The sequence below is a fragment of the Bacillus sp. FSL K6-1012 genome (genome assembly GCF_037964915.1).
Classification (GTDB): domain Bacteria; phylum Bacillota; class Bacilli; order Bacillales; family Bacillaceae; genus Bacillus; species Bacillus halotolerans.
In genome coordinates, this window is record NZ_CP150175.1 from 3,162,583 (window position 1) to 3,187,899 (window position 25,317).

Below are 25,317 nucleotides of genomic sequence, written 5' to 3' on the forward strand. Positions count from 1 at the left end.
GTTTTTAGTTGATCCATCCCGCTTCTTTCAGTTTTTTCAAACTGATGGGAAGCACAGAATCCTTCATAATAAAACTGAATTTTTTATTGCGGGGCAGGTTTTCCGGAAGTTCATGAAACAGAACCGGCCCTTTCGTTTCAAAGTAATCGCTTTGCTTTTCAAGTTTCTCTATATCTGCAAAATATATATTCTTCACAATAACCTTTTCTTTTCCGAGAACTTTATACTGTCCGAGATACTTGAGGCTTTTCACTCTCGCCCCTGTTTCTTCCTTTACTTCTCGAAGCGCCGCCTCTTCCGCGCACTCCATCGGTTCCACTTTCCCGCCCGGAAACTCAAAGCCTCTGTCCTCATGTTCTGTCAAAAGCCATTTGTCACCAAAACGGCAGATGACCCAGACATGCTTCGGGCTGTCCGAAAAGGGCTGATTGTCAAAGGAGAGCTGAACAGTATTCTGATAATAATCTTTAAACTCGTACATGTTTATCCCTCAAATCCGTTCCTAGCTATCTTCCATACATCATACCACAGTTACGTTTCTTCGGAAGCTTTTTATCAAAAAATAAGGGAAACCCAGCACGCCATCCGGATCTGAAACGATAGACCAGCTCGTACAGCTTTTGGCCGCAGCTCTTGTCAAAATGTAAATGACTGACGCTCTGGGCTTTATTATGACCCGCGAACAGATAAAAGTTACGGTTTGCGCCTGAATTTATTTTTTAACGTTTCTAATAGATCCACAAGCATTTCCGGAACAGGTATACCGAGAGAGCTGGCTGTCACGACAATTTGCACAGATTCATAAAGAATATAAAACATAATGGCCAAGTCACGTATTGATCCCTGTGTATTCAGCAGCTGGTCAAAAAAGTGGCAGACAGAGATCAGAGCCAACGTAACTAATTTTTTGACGAAACGGGCAAAAACCTTCTTGAACGCCAGTTTGTGAATAATCGTTTCCTTCAAGGTCGTACTGATAAATTCAATTGCCATAAGAGACAGCAGAATGAGGAGTGAGTACTGAAAACCTCCGAAGAAAAACCCCGCTGCTGAAACGCTGACTGCAAAAAACGAAAAGATGCCAAAGTCTCTATCCATTTATCCCAACATCCTTTCACAGAAACGGCCTTACCATATTCTATGGAAAGCACGCCGAACGGATTGGATTTTTCAGAAAAATGGACTAGTTGTCGCCTATTTTTGCGAGGCAAAATAAAAACCGGACATCTTCAAAGATATCCGGTCTTTCTTTTCTATTATCCAAGGTAAGCTTTCAGCATCCAGTTATGTTTTTCAATATTTTGGTGAATGGCAAGAAGCATGTCCCCTGTTGTTTCGTCTCCGACTTCATCAGCTAAGTCCATGCCGCTTTTCAGTTCTTCCGCGATAACTGTAAAATCATCATACACACTCTGAACCATTTGTTCTGCTGTTTCGTTTCCGTTCGCTTCTTTTACAGAAGCTGTTTCCAAAGATTCTTTCATTGTCGCGATCGGTTTTCCGTTCAAAGCCAAAAGACGCTCTGCCAAATCATCAATATAAGTTGCTGTCTCGTTATAAAGCTCTTCAAATTTTTCATGCAGTGTAAAGAAATCTTTCCCTTTTACATACCAGTGATAATTATGTAGTTTCACATACATGACTGTCCAGTTGGCTACTTGTTTGTTCACGGCTTGAATCAATTGTTCTGACATATTATCTTCCTCCTTATTTATATTAGGTGTATACCCTTCATATCGTACGCTAAAACCTTTATTTTACCCGTCTGTCACAATGTCTTCCACTATGTTACAATTATTGAAAACGGAGGTGGAATCATGACGCTTCTCATCACGATAAGTATTTTGATTGTGCTGGCTGTTTTGCTCGTAAGTGTTTGGACGACTGTAAAAGCCTATAATGTAAAACACACGATTGACCCTCCTCAAGAAGGAAATGCTCCCGGTTCAGACCCAAAAAGTCAATGATGGTGTGATTGCTCTTCTTCAGGTTGCTTGGTGGCAGCATCGGCGTCTCCGACTTGGACTTTTAAGGTCGGCATGCTGTGCTGTTTTTTTGCAGTTACATGAGATTGGACAGTGTATACGCCATCTTCCTTAAACTCTGTCTCAAATCGATATACGCCATCTTCCTGTTTGGCTTTAAACATCTTGCTGTCGTTTTTTTCTCCGTCTTTCCATACCTCAAACTCCACTTCATCAGCATCTGTCACCGCTTTATCTCCGTAAGAAACCGCCGCTTCATAAGCAGCATTCTCTCCCGGCTTCACTTTTTCCGGTCCGGTGAGTTTTACATCTAATACCTCAGGCGTCTCAGCTGCTGTATGTGCTTTATTCTCCTCAGATCCGCACCCGTTCAATAAAAAAACAGCAGAAAAAAGTACTGCAGCGACCGTCTTTTTCATTCCATCACCCTTTTCGTCGTTTACATCAATAGTAGCAAACGCTTACAGCAAATGGTATACAAAATCTGTAACGTCACAAAAAAGACCTTTTTGCTTTCGGGCAAAAAGGTCTTTTTTCTATTTAGCCAAATACTTTTAGCAATTCTTCTTTATCCTGTGACAGCCAGAAACGCATCAAACGTTTTGCGCCTTCCAGGTCATGAAGCTTCGCCTGGCCGCACTGCTTTTCATTGGCAGCCGGAATTTCGGTAATTTCTACAGCTTCCTTCATTGTGTCTTCAAGCAAGTCAACGATTTCCGCAGGAGTCGGCTCTCCGCTGACAACAAGATAGTAGCCGGTTTGGCAGCCCATTGGCGAAATATCAATAATATCAAAATGATCATATTTCTCAGCATGAGTGCGAATCGTAAAAGCGAGCAAATGCTCAAGTGTATGGATCGTATCAGGCTTCATCGCCTGTTTATTCGGCTGGCAAAAACGAATATCAAATTTATTTACAACACCGTCTGTTCCTACTTTATGCACACCGCAATGTCTTACGTATGGGGCAACAACCGCATTATGGTCAAGTTCAAAACTTTCTACTGAAGGCATAATGGCACTCTCCCTTTTTTAAAAATGTATTTTTATTATAACATACCTTTCCGATAAGAATTATCGAATAACTTTTCAAACCGCGTTATTTTTTTTATACTTGCATCAGAAAGGTTGCTGAAGACACATGAAAACCATATTTATTGCTCTGATCAGAGGGTACCAAAAATTCATCTCGCCGCTGACGCCGCCAACATGCCGCTTTTATCCGACTTGTTCACAATATGGAATCGAAGCCATTAAAACGCACGGCGCCCTTAAAGGCGGATGGCTGACTCTCATACGGATTTTGAAATGCCATCCATTTCATCCGGGCGGAGTCGACCCCGTCCCTGAAAAAAAGCGCAAAGATTAAGCGTTATAGCCGTTTACGACAACATCCAGTTTTCCTGTCTCAGGATCAATGACTAAACCATGGACAGGCACAGTTTCCGGGAACAGCGGATGATGTTTAATGACGTCCACGCTGTCTTTTACGCTCGCTTCCACTGAATCGAAGCTTTTAAACCATTGGTCAAAGTCAACTCCGGAGTACTTCAATGTTTCGATGCGTTCTTCCGGAATTCCTCTTTCCTTTATTCTATTAAGCATGCTTTCACTGCTGATTTTGCTCATACCGCAATCGTGGTGTCCGATTACACAGACTTCATCTGCGTTCAGCTCGTACACTGCAACCAGTAAACTTCTCATAATGCTTCCGAACGGGTGTGTAACAAGCGCACCGGCACTCTTTATAATTTTGATGTCACCGTTTCGCATATTCATCGCATGCGGCAGCAATTCAACCAAACGAGTGTCCATGCAAGAAAGAATCGCCATTTTTTTATCCGGGAATTTTGATGTCTGATATTTTTCATAATCTTTTTGTTCAATAAAAGTTTTATTAAAGTCAAGAATATCATTTAGAAGACTCATAGCGGTATTCCTTTCCGGTCTTTTTTCTTCAATATATCACAGCCTCTGCCTTTCGTCATCCTATCGGCAAGATGTTGAGGCCAGAAAAAAAGGCAAGCCCCGCGGCTGCCTCATTTTCCCATGTTATATCTTTTGTTGAACTGCTCGACTCTTCCGCCTTTTTCATTGAATTTCTGGCGGCCTGTATAAAACGGATGAGTATCTGAGCTTACCTCTACTTTAATAACCGGATATGTGTTTCCATCTTCCCACTCCGCTGTTTCTTCCGATGTTTTGGTAGACCTGCTCAAAAAGCGGTATCCGCTGTTTACATCCTGAAATATTACTTTGTGATTCTTCGGATGAATTCCTTCCTTCATGTCTATCTCTCCTTATTAAATCGTAATAATTACGTTTTATTTTATATCCTAACAAACATTTTGTCAATCTCCTTACAGGTTTCCCGATCTTTCGCTTCATAAACCTCATGCTTTTAAGAACAGGAAGAATAATCTAACCGAGGAAGCAAATAATAAACCCATATTACATACAGATCGTTTTGAGAAAGGTGGTTTATTATTGTGGATGATTTAGTTTTGGCTAGGAGTCTTTTTGGTACGACAATGGGCTTTCATATCATTTTCGCAACCTTGGGAGTCGGTCTGCCGCTCATGATTTTAATAGCTGAATTGATCTATCAAAAAACGAAGGATGACCATTATGCCATCATGGCGAAGAGATGGACAAAAGCACAGGCTGTTTTGCTGGGGGTCGCCATTCCGACCGGAACCATTGCCGGTACTCAGCTCGCGCTTTTATGGCCGGGTTTTATGGAAGTCATCGGCCGGGTCATGTCCCTGCCATTCCAAATTGAAATCTACGCTTTTTTTATCGAAGCCCTGTTTATGTCGATTTATGTATATGCCGCAGACCGCTTATCGCCGGTCATGAGGATTATCGCTGTTGTCTTTGTGCTGATCGGGGCCGCGGCGTCTGCCATTCTGATCACGAATGTCCATGCCTTTGAAGGAACCCCGGCCGGATTTAAAATTATAAACGGAAAGATAACTGACGTTGATCCGTGGGCCGCGTTTTTTAACCCAAGCTTTTTTGTAACCGCCGGCCATGTCGTTCTGTCTGCGTTCATGACAGGAGCCTTTATCGTTGCTTCTGTTGCCGCATACAAAATGATCCGGTCGAGAAAACAAGAAAACGTCTATCGCTTTCACCGGAAGGCCCTGCTGCTCGCGCTGACGATCGGCGGTATCTTTTCATTGATAACAGCCTTAAACGGCCACGAATCAGCACAGATGCTGCATGAATATCAGCCGGAAAAACTCGCCGGAGCAGAGGGCCTGTTTGAAACAAGATCCCATGCCCCGCTTGCAATCGGCGGATTTACCGATCCGGAAGAGGAAAAAGTGAAATGGGCAATCGAGATTCCGTGGGCATTAAGCTTTTTGGCAGCCAACAGTTTTGACACTGTTGTAAAAGGATTAAATGCGTTTCCGAGAGACGAATGGCCGCCGCTTTTTATCCACACGTTATTTAATGCGATGGTCGGTGTCGGAATGCTGCTCATTCTTTATTCCATTATCGGTGTCGTCTGGAGAAAAGTATTAAAGAAAGATCGTTTTCCAACCTGGCTGCTGTTGATTTTCATGACGGCCGGTCCTCTCAGCATTATCGGAATTGAATTCGGCTGGATTTTTGCTTGTACGGGGAGACAGCCGTGGGTCATCTATCATCTGCTGAAAACATCAGATGTCGTCACGACGACAGGCTCGATCGGTGTGCTCTTTCTGTTTTTCACATTTGTTTACGCCGTGTTGGGCGCAGCTGTCGTTTATGTGCTGCTTTACTATTTCAAAAAGCACCCTGTGGATGAGGATTTAAATACGGCGGAGTCTTAATAGCTTCGCAAGCAGGAAACTAAATGGAAGGAAGATCGACAAATGGACATTTCAACTGACGCTCTGATCGCCATCTCAATTATTTGGGGTTTTGTGTTTATTTACGCCGTCATGGCCACAATGGATTTCGGAGCGGGATTTTGGTCTATGATCTATTTAAATAAGGAGCATATGAAGGCGACTGATATCGCAAACCGCTTTCTGTCGCCGACTTGGGAGGTCACTAACGTCTTTATCGTGGCCATCGTCGTTGCACTTTTCAGCTTTTTTCCAGGTGCGACGTTTGTGCTCGGAACTGTTTTATTAATTCCCGGCAGCATTATTTTATTGCTTTTAGCAATCCGAAGCGGATTTCTCGTTTTTTCAAACACAGCGAAGGAAAGGAAATTGCTCAGATATATTTCCGGCATCTCCGGTTTTATTATTCCCGCTGTTCTGATTTTGGTTCTCCCGGTGACACACGGTGGATTTATCGAAAACACAGACGGCGTATACAGCTTGAATATGTCTACCATTTTGACAAGCCCAAACGCCTATTCATTTATAGGGTTTGCGATTTTAAGCACTTTATTTTTATCCTCCCTGCTGCTGGCGGATGTTTCGAATGTGGCTGAGGAACAGGACGCCTACACGGCGTACAGAAAAAGCGCCTTAATCACCGGCCCGATTTCGCTCCTATTTGCCGTATGCATTATGCTGACGATGCGGAATGAAGCAAACTGGCTTTATACTGGAATGATGAATGATTTTTCCTGGATTATTGCGTCGTTTATTACATTCATCATCGCAGGCATAGCTCTTTTTCTGCCTAACAAAAGCTTCGGCAAAAAGATTGGGAAACCCAGACTGGCGCTTGTCGCGATTGCGATACAGTATTTCCTGGCAAGCTACGCGTACGGCCGCGCCCACCTCCCTTATATGATTTATCCGGACGTGACGATCATGTCCGGTTTCACCGAGCCCGCCACGTTCAGAGCGCTGTTTATGACATATATCGTTGCATTCATTATCCTGTTCCCAGGCTTCTACTTCTTCTGGAAGCTGTTTATGAAGGATAAACGGTATATCCGCCAGCAGGAAGAATAGGGCCCAAGCCCTCCGGCTATACTAAGCTTGAACCTTTATAAGGAGGGGATGGCATGGACCAGAAAATCCTATGCGAGGTCAACAACTGTTCTTATTGGGACAAAGGCAACAGATGCACAGCCGATGCCATTTATGTTGTCAGCCATACTGGCGAGACTGCCGAAAACAGCCGGGAAACAGACTGCAAAACGTTTAAACCGCAAGATTTGTAAAAATCAAAAGAAAGAGCTGGCATCAGACAGCTCTTTCTTTTTCTGTTTTGAGCATTCTTATCTTTTTCGTCATCACTCCGTTTGACGGCGAAAATAAAAAGGCACCTGCATAAAAAACTCCTGTCATTGCCGCCATCGCTCCGGAGATGGAAACATTGAGCCATGTTGCGCAGATATAGCCCAATAGAGCTGACAGCCCTCCGATCACCGCGCTGATAATCAGCATATAAAGCAGCCGGTCCGTTAATAGATGGGCGGCAGCAGGCGGAACAATCAGCATCGCCACAACCAATATGGCGCCGACCGAATCAAAGGAGGCAACGGTCGTAAGCGACAGCATCCCCATCTGGAGGTAATGAATCAGCATGACCGGTATTCCGATGGCCAAAGCCATTTGCGGATCAAACGAAGAAATTTTGAACTCCTTATAACACACACTGACCATCGTTATATTGAAAATCAGCACAACAACCAGCATCCAAAACGCTTTTGGCCCGATGTCCACTCCGAATACCGTGATCGTATTCCATGGCACAAAAGCGATTTCTCCCATTAATGAATGTTCAATATCGAGATGGACATTCGCTCCATATACTGATAACAAAATGACACCAACTGCAAATAAGGAGGTAAAAACAACGCCTATGGCGGCATCTGATTGAACCCCTTTGCTGTGAAGAAGCTGTACCAAAAATGCCGTTAACAGTCCCGACACGGCTGCACCGATGAACATAGAAATCCCGTCCAGACTATTTGTCACAAGAAAAGCACCCACAATTCCAAGCAAAACAGTATGGCTGATGGCATCAGCCAGCATTGCCATTCTCCTTAATACAAGAAATGTTCCGATCAACGCACAGCTGACACCGACTAGTATGCCCGTCACTATAATCCACGCTTCAAAGCTCATTGGCAATCTTCCCCTTTCCGATTTCAGGGTATGGCTGACGGAGCTCAGGCATCCTGCCATGCAGCTTCAAAAGTGAAAGAAGCCTATCTCTTGTAGCCTCCGGCAATCGGTCCGGCACAAAATCATCCTGATCCGCACCTGCTTTTTCTATATCCATTTCATGCATGAGGTACATTTCATACATCCGATATTTTAAAGCCGTCAGATAACCTTTTTCTATCCCAGCCTGTGTCACTTTCCAAACTCCGTTTTCAATCCGTACAACGCACCTCTCTTTTTCCAAATCATTCAAAACTTTATGACATGATGAAGGTGAAAGCCGCCTTTTCTTTCGTATACTTTCCTCCGTTACATATATTTCCTTATGTTCATACTGCTCAAAAATCGTCAGAAGCACCTGCTCCCGGTTTGTTTTTCTGCGCAGCCTTATTAATCTTATCCCTTTAGCAGCCAGTCCCCGCTTAGGTGCACAAATCATCGAAAAAAGAAAAATGATCGTTGCCAATAAAATCATCAAAGGCCCCGTCGCCATGCCCTCCATTGTTGTACTCAGCAATGTTCCGGACACGCCGCTGATCCCGCCTGTCATCCCGGCAATCACGATCATGCCTGTTAAACGCTCGGTCCAATATCTTGCGGCAATCGCGGGTGTAATGAGCATAGCTGCCATTAAGATGACACCTACAGTTTGAAGCCCTATCACAACAGCGCAGACAATAAGACAGGCCATAAGTCCGTTTAAAAAACGTACCGGCAATCCCAATCCCTTTGCAAATGCGATATCAAAGGTGATGATTTTAAATTCCTTAAAAAAGACAGTACAAAGCAGCAATAAAACGGCGGATACTCCCGCAATCAAAATGATATCCTGTCTGACTAATGAAGCAGCCTGGCCGAACAGAAAGGAATCAAGTCCGCTTTGGCTTCCCGACCCCAGCTGCTGAATATATGTCAGCAGTATAATACCGACGCCAAAGAACACAGAGAGAACGATCCCAATTGCCGAGTCCTCTTTTGTTTTTGACAGCCGCGGTATCAGCTGAATCATCCACGTTCCGAGAAGCCCTGCAAGCGCTGCGCCGAGCAAAAAGAAAGGGAGCGATTTTTCTCCGGTGAACAGAAAAGCGAGACACACACCCGGCAGGGCAGAATGGGCCATCGCATCTCCGATTAAACTTTGTTTTCTAAGCAGCACAAAGCTCCCCAACACGCCGCTTGCTGCGCCGAGCAAAAGCGTCCCGGCCAACACCCACTGTGTATTCGGATGCTGGAGCTGCAGCCACAAACTTTCTATCAATGCGCTCACCCCTTATTACCTTCTGCCAGCACTTTATCTTTTAGAAATGTCAGCCTTCCTCCATACGTTTTTTGAAGGTTTTCAATCGTAAACACTTCCTCCGCCGGTCCGAAGGCGATTTTCCTTAAATGAAGCAGCAATATCCAATCGAAATAGTCTTCGGCGGTTTGCAGGTCATGGTGGACGACAAGTACGGTTTTGCCCTTATCCTTAAGCTCCGCCAAAAGAGTCATGATTGCCCGCTCCGTCGCTGCATCCACGCCGGCAAACGGTTCATCCATAAAGTAAATGTCGGCGTCCTGGCAGAGTGCCCGGGCAAGGAATACCCGTTGCTGCTGGCCCCCTGACAGCTGGCTGATCTGCCTGTTCGCATAATCGAGCATGCCGACTTTTTCCAAAGCCGCTTCAGCCATTTCCGCGTCTGCCTTTTTCGGTCTTTTCAGCAAGCCGATTCGGCCATACCTTCCCATCAGCACGACATCGAGAGCGCTGGTAGGAAAATCCCAATCAACCGAACCTCGCTGCGGCACATATCCGATTCTTGTCCGCTGTTGTTTATAAGTTTCGCCGTAAATGGAGATGTCTCCTGAGGCACGGGGCACAAGACCGAGAATCGTTTTGATCAAAGTGGACTTTCCAGCGCCGTTCGGGCCGATAATACCGATTAATTTCCCCTCCGGCACCTGCAGCGAAATCTCTTGCAGAACGGGCTTTTTATCATAAGCGACTGTTACATTTTCCAGCTCAACAGGAAACATTTCTTTCACCTCTATTCCTTATTTAAGCGCTTCGGTAATCGTGTTGATATTATGGCGGAACATGCCTTCGTATGTGCCTTCTTTTGTCCCCTTTTCACCCATTGCATCCGAATAGAGCTGACCGCCGATTGACACCGAATGGCCTTTTTCTTTAGCCCCTTCCACCACGGCATTAATTGATTTTTCAGACACGCTGCTTTCTACAAAAACAGCCTTAATTTGTTTTTCTGCCAAAAGCTCAACCAGGTCCTGTACATCCTTTAAACCATAATCTGAATCTGTGCTGAGCCCCTGCAGGCCTTCCACTTTAAATCCATACTCTTTCCCAAAATACGCAAACGCATCATGAGCGGTTACAAGCACACGGCTTTTCTCCGGAATGTTCGCAACCTCCTGACGAGCCCATTTATCTAAATATTGCAAATTATCTTTGTACTCTTTTGCGTTTTTCTTAAAATCATCCGCATGCTCAGGCATCGCTTTGCTGAATTGCTCTTCGATTTCATCAATTGCGTAAATCCATAATGGGATGCTGAACCAGACGTGAGGGTCATACATCTTCCCTTTTTCCGCAGAAATAAGCTTGCTTTTCGGAATCGCTTCGGCAACCGCCGCCGCTTGTTTTTGTTCACCGATTTTACGGAGAATGTCTTCCATCTTCCCTTCGAGATGCAAGCCGCTGTACAGTACAACGTCTGCTGATGTCAATTTTCTCGCATCACCTTGTGACGCTTTGTAAAGGTGCGGGTCTACTCCCGGTCCCATTAAAGAAGTGACCTTAACATGCTTTCCGCCGACTTTTTCAGCCGCGTCTGCAATTTGGGAAGTCGTTGCCGTCACTTGCAGCCGCTGATCAGAGCTTTTACCGGAAGACTCTGATCCACAGCCCGTTAAAGCAAGGCATGCAAGGATCAATGCCGCTATCAGTCCTCTTTTTTTCATTTGTTCCTCCTCTTTGTCATCGATGTCCTGTTGTTTTATCTTATGTTGTGTTTTCTTAGACATGTGACATTTAATTAGACAAAAGCATGTTTTGTTTATATAGGACAAAAAGTTTCCTTAGTGCAAAAATATCGCGTTTGTCCATTTCTGTCAAGATATTTTCACATAAAAAAACCGGCTGGTTCAGCAGCCGGTCAAACGAGAAGGGATGTATTCAACGCTTTTACTCTAACAGCACACTCACATTCTCTCAAATTGATAAAATGCCTTTTTCTCATCCATGCTGTGTGAAAACATCCATTTTGGTCACATATTTTCGCATTATTTCCTGATTTACTTCAACCCCTAAACCAGGCTGTTTCGACACAGAAATAAATCCGTTATCGATACGGATATCAGGGGCCACAATATCCTCATCCCAATACCTTGAAGATGACGAAATATCGCCCGGTATCGTAAATTGGGGCAAGGAAGCCAGCGCCACGTTTTGCGCTCTTGAAATGCCAGTCTCCAGCATTCCTCCGCACCAAACCGGCATATTGTGCTCCTTGCACAGATCATGGATTTTCAGAGCTTCCGTCAATCCGCCGACACGAGAAGGCTTGATATTAATTACTTTGCAGCTTCCCAGCTCAATCGCCCGTCTCGCGTCATCAGCTGAGCAAATGCTTTCGTCAAGGCAAATCGCCGTTTTCATATGCTTCTGCAAGTGGCGGTGATCAACAATATCATCAGCTTGGAGCGGCTGTTCAATCATCATTAAATGATATTCATCAAGCTCCTTTAAGCGGCTGATATCCTTGAGTTCATAAGAGGAATTCGCATCAGCCATAAGCGGGATGCCAGGGAATCGGCTGCGGATGGCTTTTACCAGTTCCACATCTTGTCCTGGCTGAATTTTAATTTTTATTCTTTGATAGCCTTCTTTTTGATAAGCTTCAATTTCTTTCAGCATATCCTCAAGAGGCGCTAAGCTGACAACGACTCCGGCAGGGACTTTGTCTCTTGTCCCTCCTAATGCCTCCGCAAGAGAAATCCCCTTCTTTTTTGCATAAATATCCCAAACAGCCGATTCAAGCCCCGCTTTTGCCATCCTGTTACCTTTATAGCGCGCCAAGCTGTCCGGCACTTCAGAAGGGTGGCTGAATTCACGTCCGACGACATTAGGAATAAAAAAATCCTTCAGCATATGCAGACAAGTACCAATCGTTTCCTCGGTGTACCATGGTGAGGAGAATGCAGACACTTCTCCCCATCCTGTAACTCCGGATATATCGATGGCTTCTACAATCAGAAATTTGCGCTCCTGAAGCGTCTCAATACTGTTTTTGAACGGTTTTTTTAGATTCATGCTCAAATGATAAAGCGTAATTTTTTCTATTTCGATCATAACAGTTCTCCTTTACGCGCATCCTTCAGCTGATTTCGCAATAGCTTATTCGACGCATTGCGCGGCAGGCGGTCTAATACAAAGAATTTTGCCGGAACTTTATATTTCGCCAAACGTTCTTTGCAAAAAACGGTCAGTTCTTCAGCGCTGACAGGCTGATGGAGCACAAGATAAGCATGAGGCACTTTTCCCCATTTTATGTCCTCCGCGCCTGAAACGCCGGCTTCTGCAACAGCCGGATGAGAAAGCAGCACAGACTCCACTTCAGCGGGATAAATATTTTCTCCGCCTGAAATGATAAGATCTGATCGCCTGTCTAATACATATAAAAACCCTTCACTGTCCAAATAACCGAGATCGCCTGTTTTCAGCCAGCCATTTTGAAAGGATGCTTTATTTGCGCTTTCCCGGTTGAAATAGCTTTTCATGACATTCGGGCCTTTCACCATAATTTCACCGTGTTCAAACGGCTCACACGCTTTTCCGTCCCGCTCAATTTTGATTTCGCATGAAAACAGCGGTTTTCCTGCTGATCCGAGCTTTTCCATACTGAATTCCGGCGAGAGAGTAACGATTTGTGAGCACGTCTCCGTCATTCCGTACGATTGAAAGACGGGGAAGCCTTTCTCTCGGCATTCTTCCAGCAAAGGAAGCGGCGCAGGACCTCCGCCGAGCAGGATGCATCTGAGGGATGACGGGCAGTAGCTTATTTCTGCTAAAAGACTTGCCAGCATTGTCTGCACCGCAGAAATAATCGTAACTTGATGCCTGTCGATTGAATCCAATACATCACTTACGGAAAAACGCTGGTGAAGCACGACCGTCATTCCGTAAATCACAGATTTAAATAATGCGGACAGTCCGCTGATATGAAAGAGCGGCAGCGTGATAAGCCAGCGGTCTTGTTCTGTTATACCCAAATTAAGAGCAGAAGACACCGCACTGAAATAATGATTTCCAAACGTTTGCTGAACTCCCTTGGGCTTGCCGGTTGTCCCGGAGGTATACATGAGAGTCGCCGTTTCGTCCATTTGCATGTATAGCTCAATTTCAATATCCTGTGCATCTTCTTTTACCAGTTCATCCACATTAACGGTTTCAACCATATGCTCATAATCCTGCATGTCAAAACTTTCATCCGTCAGTAAAAAGCGGGCGCCGGAATCCTCCAGCTGGAACAGCCTTTCATGTTTAGACAGCTTTGTATTGAGCAGCACCGCTTTTACGCCGAGCAAAAAGCACGCGTGTACGGCATATACCATCTCCGCCCGGTTTCCGAGCAGAAGAGCCGCGGTGTCCCCTTTTCGAAAAGAATGAGCGGAAAGCTGGGACGCCATTCGTTTGGATGCGGCAAATAATTCAGCAAATGTCACGATTTGATCTCCATAAATGAGAGCGATTCTCTCAGGTGTTAGCTGTGCCCGTTGCAGGAGCCAGTTGGGCTGTTCTGTCAGCATGTCATCATCTCCGAGGTAAAATTACTTTATTGAAAAGAAAACAGCTTGGACCGCAATGGCTCAAGCTGTTCGTTTCATACGTATCTGCTGATCACGGAAAACGCGGGAATTGACCGAAATCCGGTTTGCGTTTTTCCTTAAAGGAATCACGGCCTTCTTTTGCTTCATCAGTTGTGTAGTAAAGAAGGGTTGCATCCCCTGCAAACTGCTGAATTCCAGCAAGTCCGTCTGTGTCCGCGTTAAACGCAGCTTTAAGAAAACGAAGTGCGGTCGGGCTTTTCTCAAGCATTTCTTCACACCATTTAATCGTTTCTTCTTCAAGCTGTTCCAAAGGAACAACTGTGTTGACAAGTCCCATATCCAGCGCTTCCTGCGCGTTGTACTGACGGCACAGGTACCAGATTTCACGGGCTTTTTTATGTCCTACGATTCGAGCCAGGTAGCCTGAACCGTATCCTGCGTCAAAGCTTCCCACTTTAGGGCCGGTTTGTCCGAAAATCGCATTGTCGGCAGCGATTGTCAAGTCACATACGATGTGAAGCACGTGTCCTCCGCCGATCGCATATCCGGATACCATCGCAACAACAGGTTTCGGAATGACGCGGATTAAACGCTGAAGATCCAATACGTTTAAACGCGGAATTTGGTCGTCGCCTACATAACCGCCGTGTCCTCGCACTTTTTGGTCTCCTCCAGAACAAAACGCTTTGTCTCCGGCACCGGCAAGCACGATAACGCCGATGTTTTGATCATCTCTCGCGCGAGCAAATGCATCAATCATTTCAGCAACCGTCTTAGGGGTAAACGCATTATGTACCTCAGGGCGGTTGATAGTTATTTTTGCAATACCATTATACGTTTCATACAGTATTTCATCGTATGTACGTTCAGTTTTCCATTCTACAGCCATGATATGACCTCCTCTATTTTTCCATATGAACGAGTTATAAGTTTGTTAAAAACCCACTCACTATTTTACCAAAAAAACGCGGCTGTTCCACATGCACTGTATGGCCTGCTTCAGGAACAATCTCTATTCTACTAGATGGAAGCTTCTTATGCACCTCTTGATTAATGGCGCAAAACTTTTCGTCCCATTCTCCGCAGATGAGAAGCACAGGCGCCGCAATATCTTTTAACCGGCTCCACCAGGAAGGCTGTGAACCGGTGCCCATACCGATTAAACTGTTGGCCAGTCCAATGTTATTGTTTCTAAGACGGCCCGACCGTATCCTTTGCCGAACGCCTTCAGCAAGCCGCTGCTGCGTTGAAAACAAAGGGATGCCTTCCCAATAGTCCACAAAGGCTTTGATCCCGTCACGCAAAATAAAATCGGCAAGCTTCCGATCCCGCAAGATTCGTTCTTTCCGTTCCCCGAGGGTTTTAAGGCCGGGTGTCGTGCTTTCGAGCACAAGCGCTGATATCCGTTCGGGGTATGTGATGGCAAAGGAATATGCAAGCCTTCCCCCCATAGAATAACCAATAAGTTTCACTTTGTGAAGTTTTAAATGATCAAATATTTCGGCAAGGTCTGAAACTTGCCGGCTCGTGCTATACCTTTTTCCATTCAGCGGGGCATCACTTTCTCCGTGCCCTAAGCAATCAATTTTGATGACACGGGAATCAGGCAGCAACTGGTCCAGAAAGGTCCAGGATTGTTTGCTGCCGGTAAACCCGTGCAGACAGACTATGACATCAGAAGCATTCGGCCGATCATCTGTCACAGCATAGCGGACGCCGTCTGCAACAGTTATGTTTACAGTTCCCATTGTTTTTTCACTTCCCGCACAGCCTCATTCAGCATATCACGATGAAGCTGAACTCTTGATTGGCGATCAGTCTTGATTTCTATAATGTGAAGGCCGGGCTTGTCAGCCTGCGGTGCGTATGATGCTTTAAACTCATCCCACGAAGCCGGGCATGAATACGTGCCCCCGTAAAGCTCAACCGCATGCTTGAAATCGAGCCCCGTCGGCGTGCCGAACAAATCTTCAAAGTGTGTCTTTTCAGATGCCTGCGGCAAAAATGAAAAAATCCCTCCGCCGTCATTGTTCACGAGGATCACAGTAAGCGGAATGCCCAGTTTTTTAGCCGCCAGCAGCCCGTTTAAATCATGATAAAAAGACAAATCCCCGATCACGAGTGTCACAGGTGCTTTTGTTCCTTCACAAACACCCATGGCAGAAGAGACAACACCATCAATCCCATTTGCGCCACGGTTTGAATAGATACGGAAATTGCGGTCCTGATTTTCGAAAAACGTATCGACATCCCTGATTGGCATGCTGTTTCCGACAAACAGCGAGCTATTTTCAGGCACAAGATGCTGGAGGATTCGATAGAGGTTGCCCTCAAATGAAACCTCTTCACTGCTGACCGTTTGCAGATATTCACGGAAACGCTGATTCACGATCTGCCATTTTTCCAGCCATTCCGATGTTCGATCCATTCCCGTATGTTCAGCCATGATCGCATCGGCAAAACTAGACGGGCTGCAGTGAATCATATGTGCGCTTGCCTGTGTCGGGTCTCTCCAGCCGCCATCCTCATCAATCACAATCTGCTGAATGGCCGGGTCATCCTTCAGCCACAAAAAAACCGGCTTTGAAACAGGCATCGGTCCGAAACGGATCACGACATCAGGCCGCAGTGCTGACTTCAGCTCATCATCTTTCAAAAATGAGTCATACGCATCTATAACGGTGCTTTTATCATGGACGCCGTTCCGCAGGTTAGACAGCGGGTCAGCTAAAATTGGATAATGCAGCGCTTTTGACAGCTCCACAATTTTTTGCTGATCAGCATCACTGTGGAGTTCCCCGCAGACAATCATGCCTTTTTCGGCCTCTTTCAATATCATAGCCACGTCAGACAGAGAGTCCCGGTCCACGGATTGCGTACCCGTTTTCACTGACACGTGACGCCCAGTTCTCATTCTTTCAAACGGCTGATCAGAAAGGTCAGGCATCAGCGGCTCACGAAGAGGTACATTCACGTGCACAGGCCCCATTGGACGCTTTTGCGCTTCCCCGGCGGCACGGCCTGCCAGCGTTCGGATATATCTCAGCATATGCGGCGACTCTTCGGGCAGAGCAGAGTCTGTGAAAAACTTAACAAAGTTACCGAATAAGAAGTGCTGATTAATGGCCTGCGGTGCGCCTACTTCACGCAGCTCGTGCGGCCGATCAGCAGTTAACACTATAATCGGTACTCTTGAATAATGGGCTTCAATCACAGCCGGATAAAAGTTGGCCGCGGCTGTTCCTGATGTGCAAATCAGAAGCACGGGACGCTGCTGTGCTTTTGCCAGCCCTAATGCAAAAAATCCGGCAGATCTTTCATCAATTTGGATATGGACGTTGATATCCGGATGCGCGGCAGCAAGAATTGCCAGCGGTGTAGATCTTGAGCCCGGACAAACGACAGCGTCCGTAATTCCGGAAAGGGCGAATTCATCAATAAAGCTTCCGATGTAATGAGTAATCGGGTTCACTGTCAACGTCTCTCACCTCCCAGTGCAGAGATCATCGGCTTTAACTTAATCTGTGTTTCTTCGTATTCCGATTGCGGTTCAGAGTCTTCCACAATGCCGCACCCGGCAAACAGGCGTGCTGTGCTGCCTTCAATCAGCCCTGAACGGATGGCAACAGCAAATTCTCCGTTATCCTGACTGTCAATCCAGCCGACAGGAGCCGCATACCAGCCGCGGGACATCGGTTCGATCTCTCTGATCACTTCTACAGCTTTTTTCTGAGGTGCTCCCCCAAGCGCCGGTGTGGGATGCAGTTTCTCAATTAAGTCAAAAAGCGAAGCAGACGCGTGAAGCTGTCCGACAATCGGCGTAAATAAGTGCTGGACGCTTTTCGTTTTGTACAATACAGGTTCGTCAGGCTTTTCAACGTCAGAACAGCTTGATACAAAAGCGTTATGAATCATGCCTACAACAATGTCATGCTCCAGCAGATTTTTCTCATCATTTAATAATTCAAGGCCGATGCGGCGGTCTTCTTCTTCATCGGAGCCGCGCTTTATGGAACCTGCCAGACAAGTAGACATGACAGTGTTGCCGTCTCTTTTGATCAGTCTTTCCGGGGATGCGCCGACAAAGGTTTTGCCTTCTTGTTCGATTGCAAAAACATAGCTTGTCTGCTGATCGGTCAAAAGCGTTTTAAGCACCGGTTCCATTTTGACCGGACCGTCAAACGTGAGCAGCAGCTCTCTGGCAAGAACCACTTTATCATAATGATTCTCTTTAATTTGGCTTGTTGCCGTTTCGATTGCTTTCAGCCAATCAGACTTATCCAGCTCCTGAGATGCTGTCATCACAGCCTGATCTTCTTGATTTAAATCGGGGACCATAAATTCCGCTGCAAAAGCTTTTAAGCCTTCCAAAACAGCTTCTGCATCATCTTCTCCGCTGACCCATCTGTTGACTGTTAAAAACGAACCGTCAGCAGACATTGTCAGCATAAGCGAAGGCACAAAGAAATCCCCTTCCGAGAAATGGTCCCATTGAGTACCTCTTTCTTCGTAAGGGTCAAAGGAAAAGCCTCCGAATAAGACAGGTCCCACTGCAGAATGCTGCAGCTTTTCTTCTTCATAAATATGAAAAGCCGTCTTTTTAAAGCGCTCCCATTGTTCAAAAACCTCGCGATACCGCTTGTCGTTTTTTTGATTCGTCTGGAAAACAGCTTCTTTGCCAAGACCGACTATTGTCAATTCACTTTCAGGTTCTGACCAAAAAAATCGATTGCCTGTATATTTTTTTGCTCCGTAATTGAAAAATGATAGAGGGTCAAGAGACTCAATTTGTCTCGAATAGCTTATTAAGACAGCATGGTTGACTTCTTTGGCTTTATGTAATGCATGTAGAACTTCCTTTCGGAACGTACGCTGCACCGTTGTCACCATGAGACATTCCTCCATAATTCTTAAAATGCTTTTAATACCATACACCTGTGTCTACATTGTGTCAAATACACAGATCATGCAGTCCAAATGGCCTGCCTTACCTATTATAAACCTAATTGCAGAAATGAAAAAGAAACAAACCTTAAATTTCTTTCTCCACTGATAGCAAAGCTTGTATCCGCTTACCACATAAGGAAAATCTCCTATATTCCTCCACTAGGGATTTATGAAAGTTCTCAGGCGATCTGTCCATACTAAAGGTATGCATTACAGAGAAACGAGGCGATCATATTGCTTACAAACGAACAGCTTCAGCATTTAAAAAAGGAACTTGAACAAACGAAAGAAGATATATTGAACCGCTTCAAAGACAATGACCATTTTCAGCTCAATTCCGCTTTTCCATATGATTCGTGGGGTGAGCTTTCTGCTTATGACAACCACCCAGGCGATCAGGCGACAGAGCTTTATGAGCGAGAAAAAGACATTGCTCTTGATTTGCATGAACGGGAGCATCTCCGGGACATTGAGCATTCATTGAAGGCGATAGAAAACGGCACGTACGGGATTTGTGAGGTCAGCGGAAAGGAAATTCCTTATGAACGCCTAGAAGCGCTTCCGACTGCTACAACGCTCGCGGAATATTCATCACAGGATGTTGTTTCCAAAGACCGTCCAATCGAAGAAGAAACACCCTTCGGGCAATTTGAATTTGACGATGATGAAGAAATCAGAGCGCCTTACGACAGTGAAGATTCCTACCAGGACGTTGAAAAATACGGAAACTCAGAAACACCGCAGGACATGGAAAATCCGCCGCTCAGCTATGATGATATGACGATGAATGCCGAAGAAAATATCGGCAATACAGAATCATATGAGAATTTCATTGCCACAGATATTACCGGCAAAGAAATTACAGTGTATCCAAGCAGGGCGCATGAACGTTATGAGGAAGAGCTGGATGAAGAAGGCATCATGACGACGTTTGGCGATCTCCATGCAGATTGAACCCCCAGGCAAAGGGGGTTCTCTTTTTTGTTTTCATAAATGACCGCATTAGAGCGGCTCTCTACATCATCTCCCCCGCATATCAGGGGTTTGATCTATCCAAGATAAAGGGTAAAGCTACATGTAAAATAAATACATACCGGAGGGAAATATATGAGAAAGATGATCGGCGCAATCGTAGTTTTTATCATTACATACGCACTGTTTTCAGCCGCAGACTTTCTATTTCCGATCGACCAAAGTTGGTATCATTCACTGAAAAAGCCAGACTGGACGCCAAGCGGGTCAACGATCGGCATCATCTGGGCCGTCCTGTTTGCACTGATTTCTCTTTCAGCTGCCATTGTTTTTGCCAAATGTTCATTTAAAAAGGCCAAAAGCTTTTGGCTGGCGTTTTTGATCAATTATGTGCTTAATCAGGCATTCAGTTATTTTCAGTTTACGCAAAAGAATCTCCTTGCCGCATCCATTGACTGCCTGCTTGTCGCCATAACAGCGCTGGTTGTAATCATCATTGCAAAAGTATACAGCAGGGCCGCAAGCTGGCTTCTAGTGCCTTATTTTTTATGGAGTGCCTTTGCAACTGTCTTATCCTTTACGATCTATTCAATGAATCTTTGAACAAAAAAAGCCGCTCAAACAGCGGCTTTTTTACACCATCGGCTTAATTCTCCAAATGTGTTTCGCATATTCGTGAATCGTCCGGTCGCTTGAAAAATAACCTGAATGGGCAATGTTTAAAATCGAACGCTCTGACCACTTTCGCCGATCTTGATAATCGGCTTGAATACGCTCCTGGGCATCCGCGTATGAACTGAAATCCTTCAATACAAAATACTCGTCATTATGCGGCAGCAGCGAATCATAGATGGATTCAAATTCATCGGCTTCACCTTCAAAAAAACCGTTGATCAGCTGATCTGCTACCTGCCTGATTCTGCGGTCATGCTGATAATACTCCCTTGATCTGTAGCCTCCGTTTTCCTGGTAGGAAAGAACGTCATCCGCTTTCAAACCAAAAGTGTAAACACAATCAGCTCCGACCCGTTGCAGCATTTCAATATTCGCCCCGTCATGCGTGCCGATTGTCAGCGCGCCATTCATCATAAACTTCATATTTCCTGTACCGGACGCTTCCTTGCTTGCAGTCGAAATTTGTTCACTTACATCTGATGCCGGAAAAATCTGCTCCGCCATAGAGACCCTATAATTTTCTAAAAAAACGACCTTGAGCAGCTGCCTCACCGCCGGGTCATAATTTACTTTCTCCGCAACGGAATGAATCAGTTTAATAATTTTCTTCGCGTAATGATAGCTTGGTGAAGCCTTTGCTCCGAAAATAAAGGTTTGCGGATAAATAGAAAATCCCGAATCCTCCTTCAGGCGGTTATACAAATACATAATATGAAGAACATTCAACAGCTGCCGTTTATACGCATGAAGCCGTTTCACCTGTACGTCAAATATGCTGTCCGGATTTACAGCCACTCCGGCCGTGCAAAAAATCAGATCAGCAAGCTCTTGCTTTTTTCTGCTTTTGTTGTTTTGGAACTGCTCAATAAAAGCGGGATCAGTAGCGTACGGTTCCAGCCGAATCAAGGATTCAGGCTGTTTTATCCATTCATCGCCTATCGCATCCGTTATCATCGCGGACAAGCCGGGATTAGCTTTTAACAGCCAGCGCCTATGGGCAATTCCATTTGTTTTATTGTTAAACCGATTCGGAAACATCAAATGAAAATGACGCATCTCCCGTTCCTTTAAAATGTCAGAATGAATTTTGGCAACTCCGTTTACACTGTAGCTTCCCACTATTGCGAGATGAGCCATTTTGACAACACCGTGCGCCGTAATCGCCATATCCTCTATCCTTTTCCAGTCACCGGGATACTTCTCCCAAACCGCTCTGCAAAACCTCTCATTAATCTCTTCAATAATCATATACATTCGCGGGAGCAACGGCTTAAATAAATGAATCGGCCATTTTTCAAGCGCTTCTGACAGTGTCGTATGATTCGTGTAAGAAATCGTATGTACCGTGATATGCCAGGCATCATCCCAGCTCATGTTTTCTTCATCAAGCAAAATCCGCATCAGTTCAGGCACAGCAAGTGCAGGATGGGTGTCATTAATATGAATGCTTACTTTTTTATGCAGACCATATAATGATTGATTCGTTTTGCGGTAATTGTTCACAATGCTTTTTAAACTTGCACATACTAAAAAATACTGCTGCTTCAGCCGTAATATCTTACCCTCGTCATGCGTGTCATCAGGGTATAAAAATTCAGATACAGCTTCTGTTTCCCGTTTATAAGACAAAATATTGCCGCCATGATAATGCGCATAAGGCTCGGCGTTCCAAAGTCTTAATGTGTTGACTGTGCCCGTATCATATCCGATGATCGGGATATCATAAGGAACGGCGGTAATGATTGTTGCTTGCTCATGACGAAAATGCAGACGGCCGTTTTTTTCAGTCATATGCACCTCGCCCCAAAACGGCACGTCAACCGCTTGATCAGCATTTCTTACTTCCCACACATTTCCGTTTTTCAGCCATTGCTCAGGCAGCTCAACCTGATGCCCGTCAACAATTTTTTGTTCAAATAAGCCATGCTTATAGCGAATCCCCATCCCATGCCCTGGCAAGTTTAACGAAGCCAGAGAATCTAAGAAGCAAGCTGCCAATCGCCCCAGACCGCCATTCCCAAGCCCTGCATCGCTCTCCATATAAAGGATCTCGTCTAAACTGATGCCGATTTCTTTCAGACCCGCTTCCACTACATCCCGAATACCGAGATTCATTAAATTTTGTTCAAGGAGCTGTCCGAGAAGAAATTCAATCGACAAATAATATGTCTGCTTTCCGGAATTGGACCTGCTTCTTTCATTTGTCTGGATCCAATCAGCGCTGATGTACTCTCTGATCATATTGCCTAAGGTTTTATATTGATCAAGCCTGGAAGAGTCCTTAAAGCTTTTCCCGCACGTCATTTCCAGACGCTTTAAAAATAAGGCCGCAAAGCATTCTTTACTCGAGAACATCCCGTCCACTCCTTGTCACATGCTCGAAAATGCGCTGATACTGTTTGGCTGATTGTTTCCAGCTGTAATCTGCATTCATTGCGGTCTTCATAATGCTCTTCCATACATCCTTTTGGCGATAAAACGACAGCGCCCTCTCGATCGTAAATTTCAGATCGTGAGCATTAAAGGCTGCGAACGTAAAACCGTTGCCTGTGCCCTCTTCCTCCCGGTAGGAACGGACAGTGTCATAAAGCCCGCCTGTTTCTCTGACAATCGGAATAGCGCCATATTGAAGCGCGATCATCTGCCCCAGACCGCACGGCTCAAATTTCGACGGCATCAGAAACAAATCCGAGCCCGCATAAATCTGATGGGCCAGCGGCTCATCAAATCCAATATACGCCCTGCATTTATCGTGAAATGCAAATTCAATGTACCGGAAGTAGTCCTCAAATTCCCGTTCCCCCGTACCGAGCACAATCAGCTGTATGTCTCTCTCCCCCAGCAGCTCGTGCATCATTCTCTTAACAAGATCAAGCCCCTTCTGTTTGGTCAGCCTTGTTACCATACTGATCAGCGGAATATCTTTTCGTTCCGGAAGGCCCATCCGCCGCTGGAGCTTCGTTTTATTTTCTTCCTTTAAATCAAGACGTTCAGGATCGTAATGCATCTCAATATACGGATCGCTCTCTGTCTGATAGAAAGAGTCATCAATACCGTTTAAGATCCCTGTTAAATCTTTTTCCCTATGCTGCAAAACTGGCTCAAGCTGCTCGCCGTAATACGGCGTTAAGATTTCATTTCTATAAGTCGGGCTCACCGTTGTTACATGATCAGCAGCGAGAATCCCTGCTTTCATAAAATTAACAAATCCATTGCATTCTAATCTCTCATAATGAAAATGACTCATGTCCAGACCGAGCAAGTCATGTGTCACCTCAGGCGGGAATATACCTTGAAACTGCAAGTTATGGATCGTGAGCACACTTTTCATCTGCTTATAAAAAGGGCGCTTGCTGTATTCCTCTTTCAACAAGTAATTGACCATCGCTGTATGCCAGTCATGGGTATGAATGATATCGGCTTGAAAACTCACTGCTTCTGCCGCTTCCAGCACAGCTCTTGAAAAATAAGCAAACCGCTCCCCATCGTCAAAATGCCCGTACAGGGAATCCCTTGAGAAATAATATTTATTGTCGATAAAATAATAATTCACACCATCTTCAGCCAAATGTTCAATCCCGCAATATTGCTGACGCCAGCCAACAGCAACCGTACATTCAGCTGTTTTCTTCATACGCTTTTTCCAAGGATCAGGAATTTGACTGTATTTCGGCATGATCACCGCTACGTCGTTCCCAAGACGAGAAAGCACTTTGGGCAGCGCGCCGGCCACATCGGCCAGGCCTCCTGATTTTACAAACGGGATACATTCTGAGACAGCAAATAACACCTTCAAGAATTCATCAGCTCTCCTTGCACCAAACCTTTTTTTAATACGAGCGGCTGCTCCTCCGTTCCCGCAGCTTCAGTTGTATTGCCGATTTTGACATCTTTATCAGCAATCACCTGCTCCAGCAAACAATCCTCACCAATCTGCGTTTTTTGCATAATAATGCAGTTTTTCAGTTTTGTGCCTTTCCCGACATGCACCGCCCTGAACAAAATGCAGTTTTCGACCTCCCCCTCAAGCACACAGCCGTTTGCCACTAAAGAATTTCTAACAGTGCTGTTCTTCCCGTATTTCGTTGGGGGCTCATCCTTCACTTTTGTATAAATCGGCTGCTGAGGCAAAAACACCTGCTGCCAAAAACGCGGCTGAATAAGCTCCATACTGTGGGTATAATACTTTTCTACAGAATCAATAACAGCTGCATACCCCGAATATTCATATGGGCAAATGGTCAATGCGGGGGCTTCTTTTTCAACAACCTCCTGAATGGTTCTGTATCCTTTTTCAATATGTCCGTAAATCAGATCTTTCAAGAGTTCAGAAGACATGATATAGATTTGCAGCGACTGACCGTCCTGAAAGACCTCGGTAATGTCACAGCCCGCCTCCTGATGTCTTTTCAGCACGTATTGAAATTGAATGTTGCACACAGTATGGCTGTTGGTGATGACGGCATATTGCTGTGTGCTTCTATGAAAGTAATCAAGATGATCAGAAAACTGGCGAAATGAACCGAATTCATTATACTCATCATGCAAATGCGGTGACGGAAAAAAAAAGAGGCCGTCCTTTTTTCGGTGCAAATCCCATTCCTTCCCTGCTCCAAGATGATCCATAAGAGACCGGTAGCGATATTTCGGAAAAATCGCCACACTCCTAATGTCCGCATTCACCATATTGGACAGCATAAAATCTATCAAACGGTATCTGCCAGCAAAAGGAATCGCACCAAGCGACCGCTGTGCGGTTAAATCCTGAAGAGAATGCTTATATGTGGTTTCATCTATAACACCTAACATTTGATTATTGATCAACTGATTCTGCCTCCTCTTCA

Annotated in this window: 27 protein-coding genes; 7 read left to right on the plus strand and 20 right to left on the minus strand. The window is 45.1% G+C overall.

Annotation, left to right across the window (positions count from 1 at the left end):
- Nucleotides 1-4: 4 nt before the first annotated feature.
- The 3 genes from ytkD to NSS75_RS16440 form a co-directional block, all read right to left on the minus strand.
- Complete coding sequence (gene ytkD / locus NSS75_RS16430; protein ID WP_024122590.1) at nt 5-481, minus strand: RNA deprotection pyrophosphohydrolase; 477 nt, start codon at nt 479-481, stop codon at nt 5-7.
- A 212-nt stretch (nt 482-693) separates the two neighbouring features.
- On the minus strand, nt 694-1,098 hold the full coding sequence (locus NSS75_RS16435) for a holin family protein (RefSeq protein WP_024122591.1): 405 nt from the start codon (nt 1,096-1,098) through the stop codon (nt 694-696).
- A gap of 158 nt (nt 1,099-1,256) precedes the next feature.
- The gene (locus tag NSS75_RS16440; RefSeq protein WP_010331587.1) at nt 1,257-1,694 is read right to left on the minus strand and encodes a Dps family protein; all 438 of its coding nucleotides are present in this window, start codon (nt 1,692-1,694) and stop codon (nt 1,257-1,259) included.
- 123 nt (nt 1,695-1,817) lie between these two features.
- On the opposite strand from NSS75_RS16440, the gene ytzI reads away from it, so the two are divergent.
- Entirely contained in the window at nt 1,818-1,967 is a 150-nt protein-coding gene (gene ytzI, locus NSS75_RS16445; protein WP_024122592.1) for a YtzI protein, read from the plus strand.
- Here ytzI and NSS75_RS16450 read toward each other — a convergent pair.
- Both NSS75_RS16450 and NSS75_RS16455 read right to left on the minus strand, forming a co-directional pair.
- Nucleotides 1,961-2,404: a FixH family protein gene (locus NSS75_RS16450; protein ID WP_268498575.1), complete on the minus strand. Its 444-nt coding sequence runs from the start codon at nt 2,402-2,404 to the stop codon at nt 1,961-1,963. The two genes, ytzI and NSS75_RS16450, sit on opposite strands and share 7 nt — an antisense overlap.
- A gap of 121 nt (nt 2,405-2,525) precedes the next feature.
- A complete protein-coding gene (locus NSS75_RS16455; RefSeq protein ID WP_010331590.1) occupies nt 2,526-2,999 on the minus strand; it encodes an S-ribosylhomocysteine lyase in 474 nt (157 codons plus the stop codon).
- 127 nt (nt 3,000-3,126) lie between these two features.
- On the opposite strand from NSS75_RS16455, the gene yidD reads away from it, so the two are divergent.
- On the plus strand, nt 3,127-3,354 hold the full coding sequence (yidD, locus tag NSS75_RS16460) for a membrane protein insertion efficiency factor YidD (protein WP_010331591.1): 228 nt from the start codon (nt 3,127-3,129) through the stop codon (nt 3,352-3,354).
- Here yidD and NSS75_RS16465 read toward each other — a convergent pair.
- Nucleotides 3,351-3,914, minus strand: coding sequence for a carbonic anhydrase (locus tag NSS75_RS16465; RefSeq protein ID WP_024122594.1), 564 nt, complete (start codon nt 3,912-3,914; stop codon nt 3,351-3,353). The genes yidD and NSS75_RS16465 overlap by 4 nt on opposite strands.
- Before the next feature lie 110 nt (nt 3,915-4,024).
- Nucleotides 4,025-4,273: a type B 50S ribosomal protein L31 gene (locus tag NSS75_RS16470; protein WP_010331593.1), complete on the minus strand. Its 249-nt coding sequence runs from the start codon at nt 4,271-4,273 to the stop codon at nt 4,025-4,027.
- A 201-nt stretch (nt 4,274-4,474) separates the two neighbouring features.
- Between NSS75_RS16470 and NSS75_RS16475 the strand changes: the two genes are divergently transcribed.
- Genes NSS75_RS16475 through NSS75_RS16485 form a run of 3 tightly spaced genes read left to right on the plus strand, consistent with a single transcriptional unit; the run spans nt 4,475 to nt 7,104 of the window.
- Nucleotides 4,475-5,806, plus strand: a complete 1,332-nt coding sequence (locus NSS75_RS16475) for a cytochrome ubiquinol oxidase subunit I (protein WP_024122595.1) — start codon at nt 4,475-4,477, stop codon at nt 5,804-5,806.
- Nucleotides 5,807-5,848: 42 nt separating this feature from the next.
- Nucleotides 5,849-6,892, plus strand: coding sequence for a cytochrome d ubiquinol oxidase subunit II (locus NSS75_RS16480; RefSeq protein ID WP_024122596.1), 1,044 nt, complete (start codon nt 5,849-5,851; stop codon nt 6,890-6,892).
- Between the two features lie 53 nt (nt 6,893-6,945).
- A complete protein-coding gene (locus NSS75_RS16485; RefSeq protein WP_010331596.1) occupies nt 6,946-7,104 on the plus strand; it encodes a DUF1540 domain-containing protein in 159 nt (52 codons plus the stop codon).
- Between the two features lie 22 nt (nt 7,105-7,126).
- Here the strand turns inward: NSS75_RS16485 and NSS75_RS16490 are convergent, their stop codons facing one another.
- The 10 genes from NSS75_RS16490 to NSS75_RS16535 form a co-directional block, all read right to left on the minus strand.
- Nucleotides 7,127-8,014: a metal ABC transporter permease gene (locus NSS75_RS16490; protein WP_339233962.1), complete on the minus strand. Its 888-nt coding sequence runs from the start codon at nt 8,012-8,014 to the stop codon at nt 7,127-7,129.
- Nucleotides 8,004-9,311, minus strand: a complete 1,308-nt coding sequence (locus NSS75_RS16495) for a metal ABC transporter permease (protein WP_339233965.1) — start codon at nt 9,309-9,311, stop codon at nt 8,004-8,006. Before NSS75_RS16495 ends, NSS75_RS16490 begins: the two co-directional genes overlap by 11 nt.
- Before the next feature lie 5 nt (nt 9,312-9,316).
- Nucleotides 9,317-10,069, minus strand: coding sequence for a metal ABC transporter ATP-binding protein (locus NSS75_RS16500; protein WP_101863546.1), 753 nt, complete (start codon nt 10,067-10,069; stop codon nt 9,317-9,319).
- Nucleotides 10,070-10,087: 18 nt separating this feature from the next.
- A complete protein-coding gene (locus tag NSS75_RS16505; protein WP_106020313.1) occupies nt 10,088-11,011 on the minus strand; it encodes a zinc ABC transporter substrate-binding protein in 924 nt (307 codons plus the stop codon).
- A 274-nt stretch (nt 11,012-11,285) separates the two neighbouring features.
- Nucleotides 11,286-12,401 carry an o-succinylbenzoate synthase gene (gene menC / locus NSS75_RS16510; RefSeq protein WP_339233969.1) on the minus strand — a complete coding sequence of 372 codons (1,116 nt, stop codon included), beginning with the start codon at nt 12,399-12,401 and terminating at the stop codon, nt 11,286-11,288.
- A complete protein-coding gene (locus NSS75_RS16515; RefSeq protein WP_103671662.1) occupies nt 12,398-13,858 on the minus strand; it encodes an o-succinylbenzoate--CoA ligase in 1,461 nt (486 codons plus the stop codon). The genes menC and NSS75_RS16515 overlap by 4 nt, the downstream gene beginning before the upstream one ends.
- 91 nt (nt 13,859-13,949) lie before the next feature.
- Nucleotides 13,950-14,768, minus strand: coding sequence for a 1,4-dihydroxy-2-naphthoyl-CoA synthase (menB, locus tag NSS75_RS16520; protein ID WP_010331603.1), 819 nt, complete (start codon nt 14,766-14,768; stop codon nt 13,950-13,952).
- Between the two features lie 34 nt (nt 14,769-14,802).
- Entirely contained in the window at nt 14,803-15,627 is an 825-nt protein-coding gene (gene menH, locus NSS75_RS16525; RefSeq protein ID WP_339233974.1) for a 2-succinyl-6-hydroxy-2,4-cyclohexadiene-1-carboxylate synthase, read from the minus strand.
- Nucleotides 15,615-17,357 carry a 2-succinyl-5-enolpyruvyl-6-hydroxy-3-cyclohexene-1-carboxylic-acid synthase gene (gene menD, locus NSS75_RS16530; protein ID WP_339233976.1) on the minus strand — a complete coding sequence of 581 codons (1,743 nt, stop codon included), beginning with the start codon at nt 17,355-17,357 and terminating at the stop codon, nt 15,615-15,617. Before menD ends, menH begins: the two co-directional genes overlap by 13 nt.
- Entirely contained in the window at nt 17,354-18,769 is a 1,416-nt protein-coding gene (locus NSS75_RS16535) for an isochorismate synthase MenF (protein ID WP_103671659.1), read from the minus strand. Before NSS75_RS16535 ends, menD begins: the two co-directional genes overlap by 4 nt.
- A 291-nt stretch (nt 18,770-19,060) precedes the next feature.
- Here NSS75_RS16535 and NSS75_RS16540 point away from each other — a divergent pair, with 291 nt between their 5' ends.
- Both NSS75_RS16540 and NSS75_RS16545 read left to right on the plus strand, forming a co-directional pair.
- Nucleotides 19,061-19,780, plus strand: coding sequence for a yteA family sporulation protein (locus NSS75_RS16540; RefSeq protein ID WP_024122606.1), 720 nt, complete (start codon nt 19,061-19,063; stop codon nt 19,778-19,780).
- Between the two features lie 153 nt (nt 19,781-19,933).
- Complete coding sequence (locus NSS75_RS16545) at nt 19,934-20,401, plus strand: tryptophan-rich sensory protein (RefSeq protein ID WP_101860071.1); 468 nt, start codon at nt 19,934-19,936, stop codon at nt 20,399-20,401.
- A 30-nt stretch (nt 20,402-20,431) separates the two neighbouring features.
- On the opposite strand, the gene glgP is transcribed toward NSS75_RS16545, so the two are convergent.
- The 3 genes from glgP to glgD are packed head-to-tail and all read right to left on the minus strand — an operon-like array spanning nt 20,432 to nt 25,297.
- Nucleotides 20,432-22,828 (minus strand): glycogen phosphorylase GlgP, encoded by a 2,397-nt coding sequence (gene glgP, locus NSS75_RS16550; protein WP_339233979.1) that lies wholly within the window; start codon nt 22,826-22,828, stop codon nt 20,432-20,434.
- Complete coding sequence (gene glgA / locus NSS75_RS16555; RefSeq protein WP_339233982.1) at nt 22,815-24,269, minus strand: glycogen synthase GlgA; 1,455 nt, start codon at nt 24,267-24,269, stop codon at nt 22,815-22,817. Before glgA ends, glgP begins: the two co-directional genes overlap by 14 nt.
- On the minus strand, nt 24,266-25,297 hold the full coding sequence (gene glgD, locus NSS75_RS16560) for a glucose-1-phosphate adenylyltransferase subunit GlgD (RefSeq protein WP_095714592.1): 1,032 nt from the start codon (nt 25,295-25,297) through the stop codon (nt 24,266-24,268). Before glgD ends, glgA begins: the two co-directional genes overlap by 4 nt.
- Between the last annotated feature and the right edge of the window lie 20 nt (nt 25,298-25,317).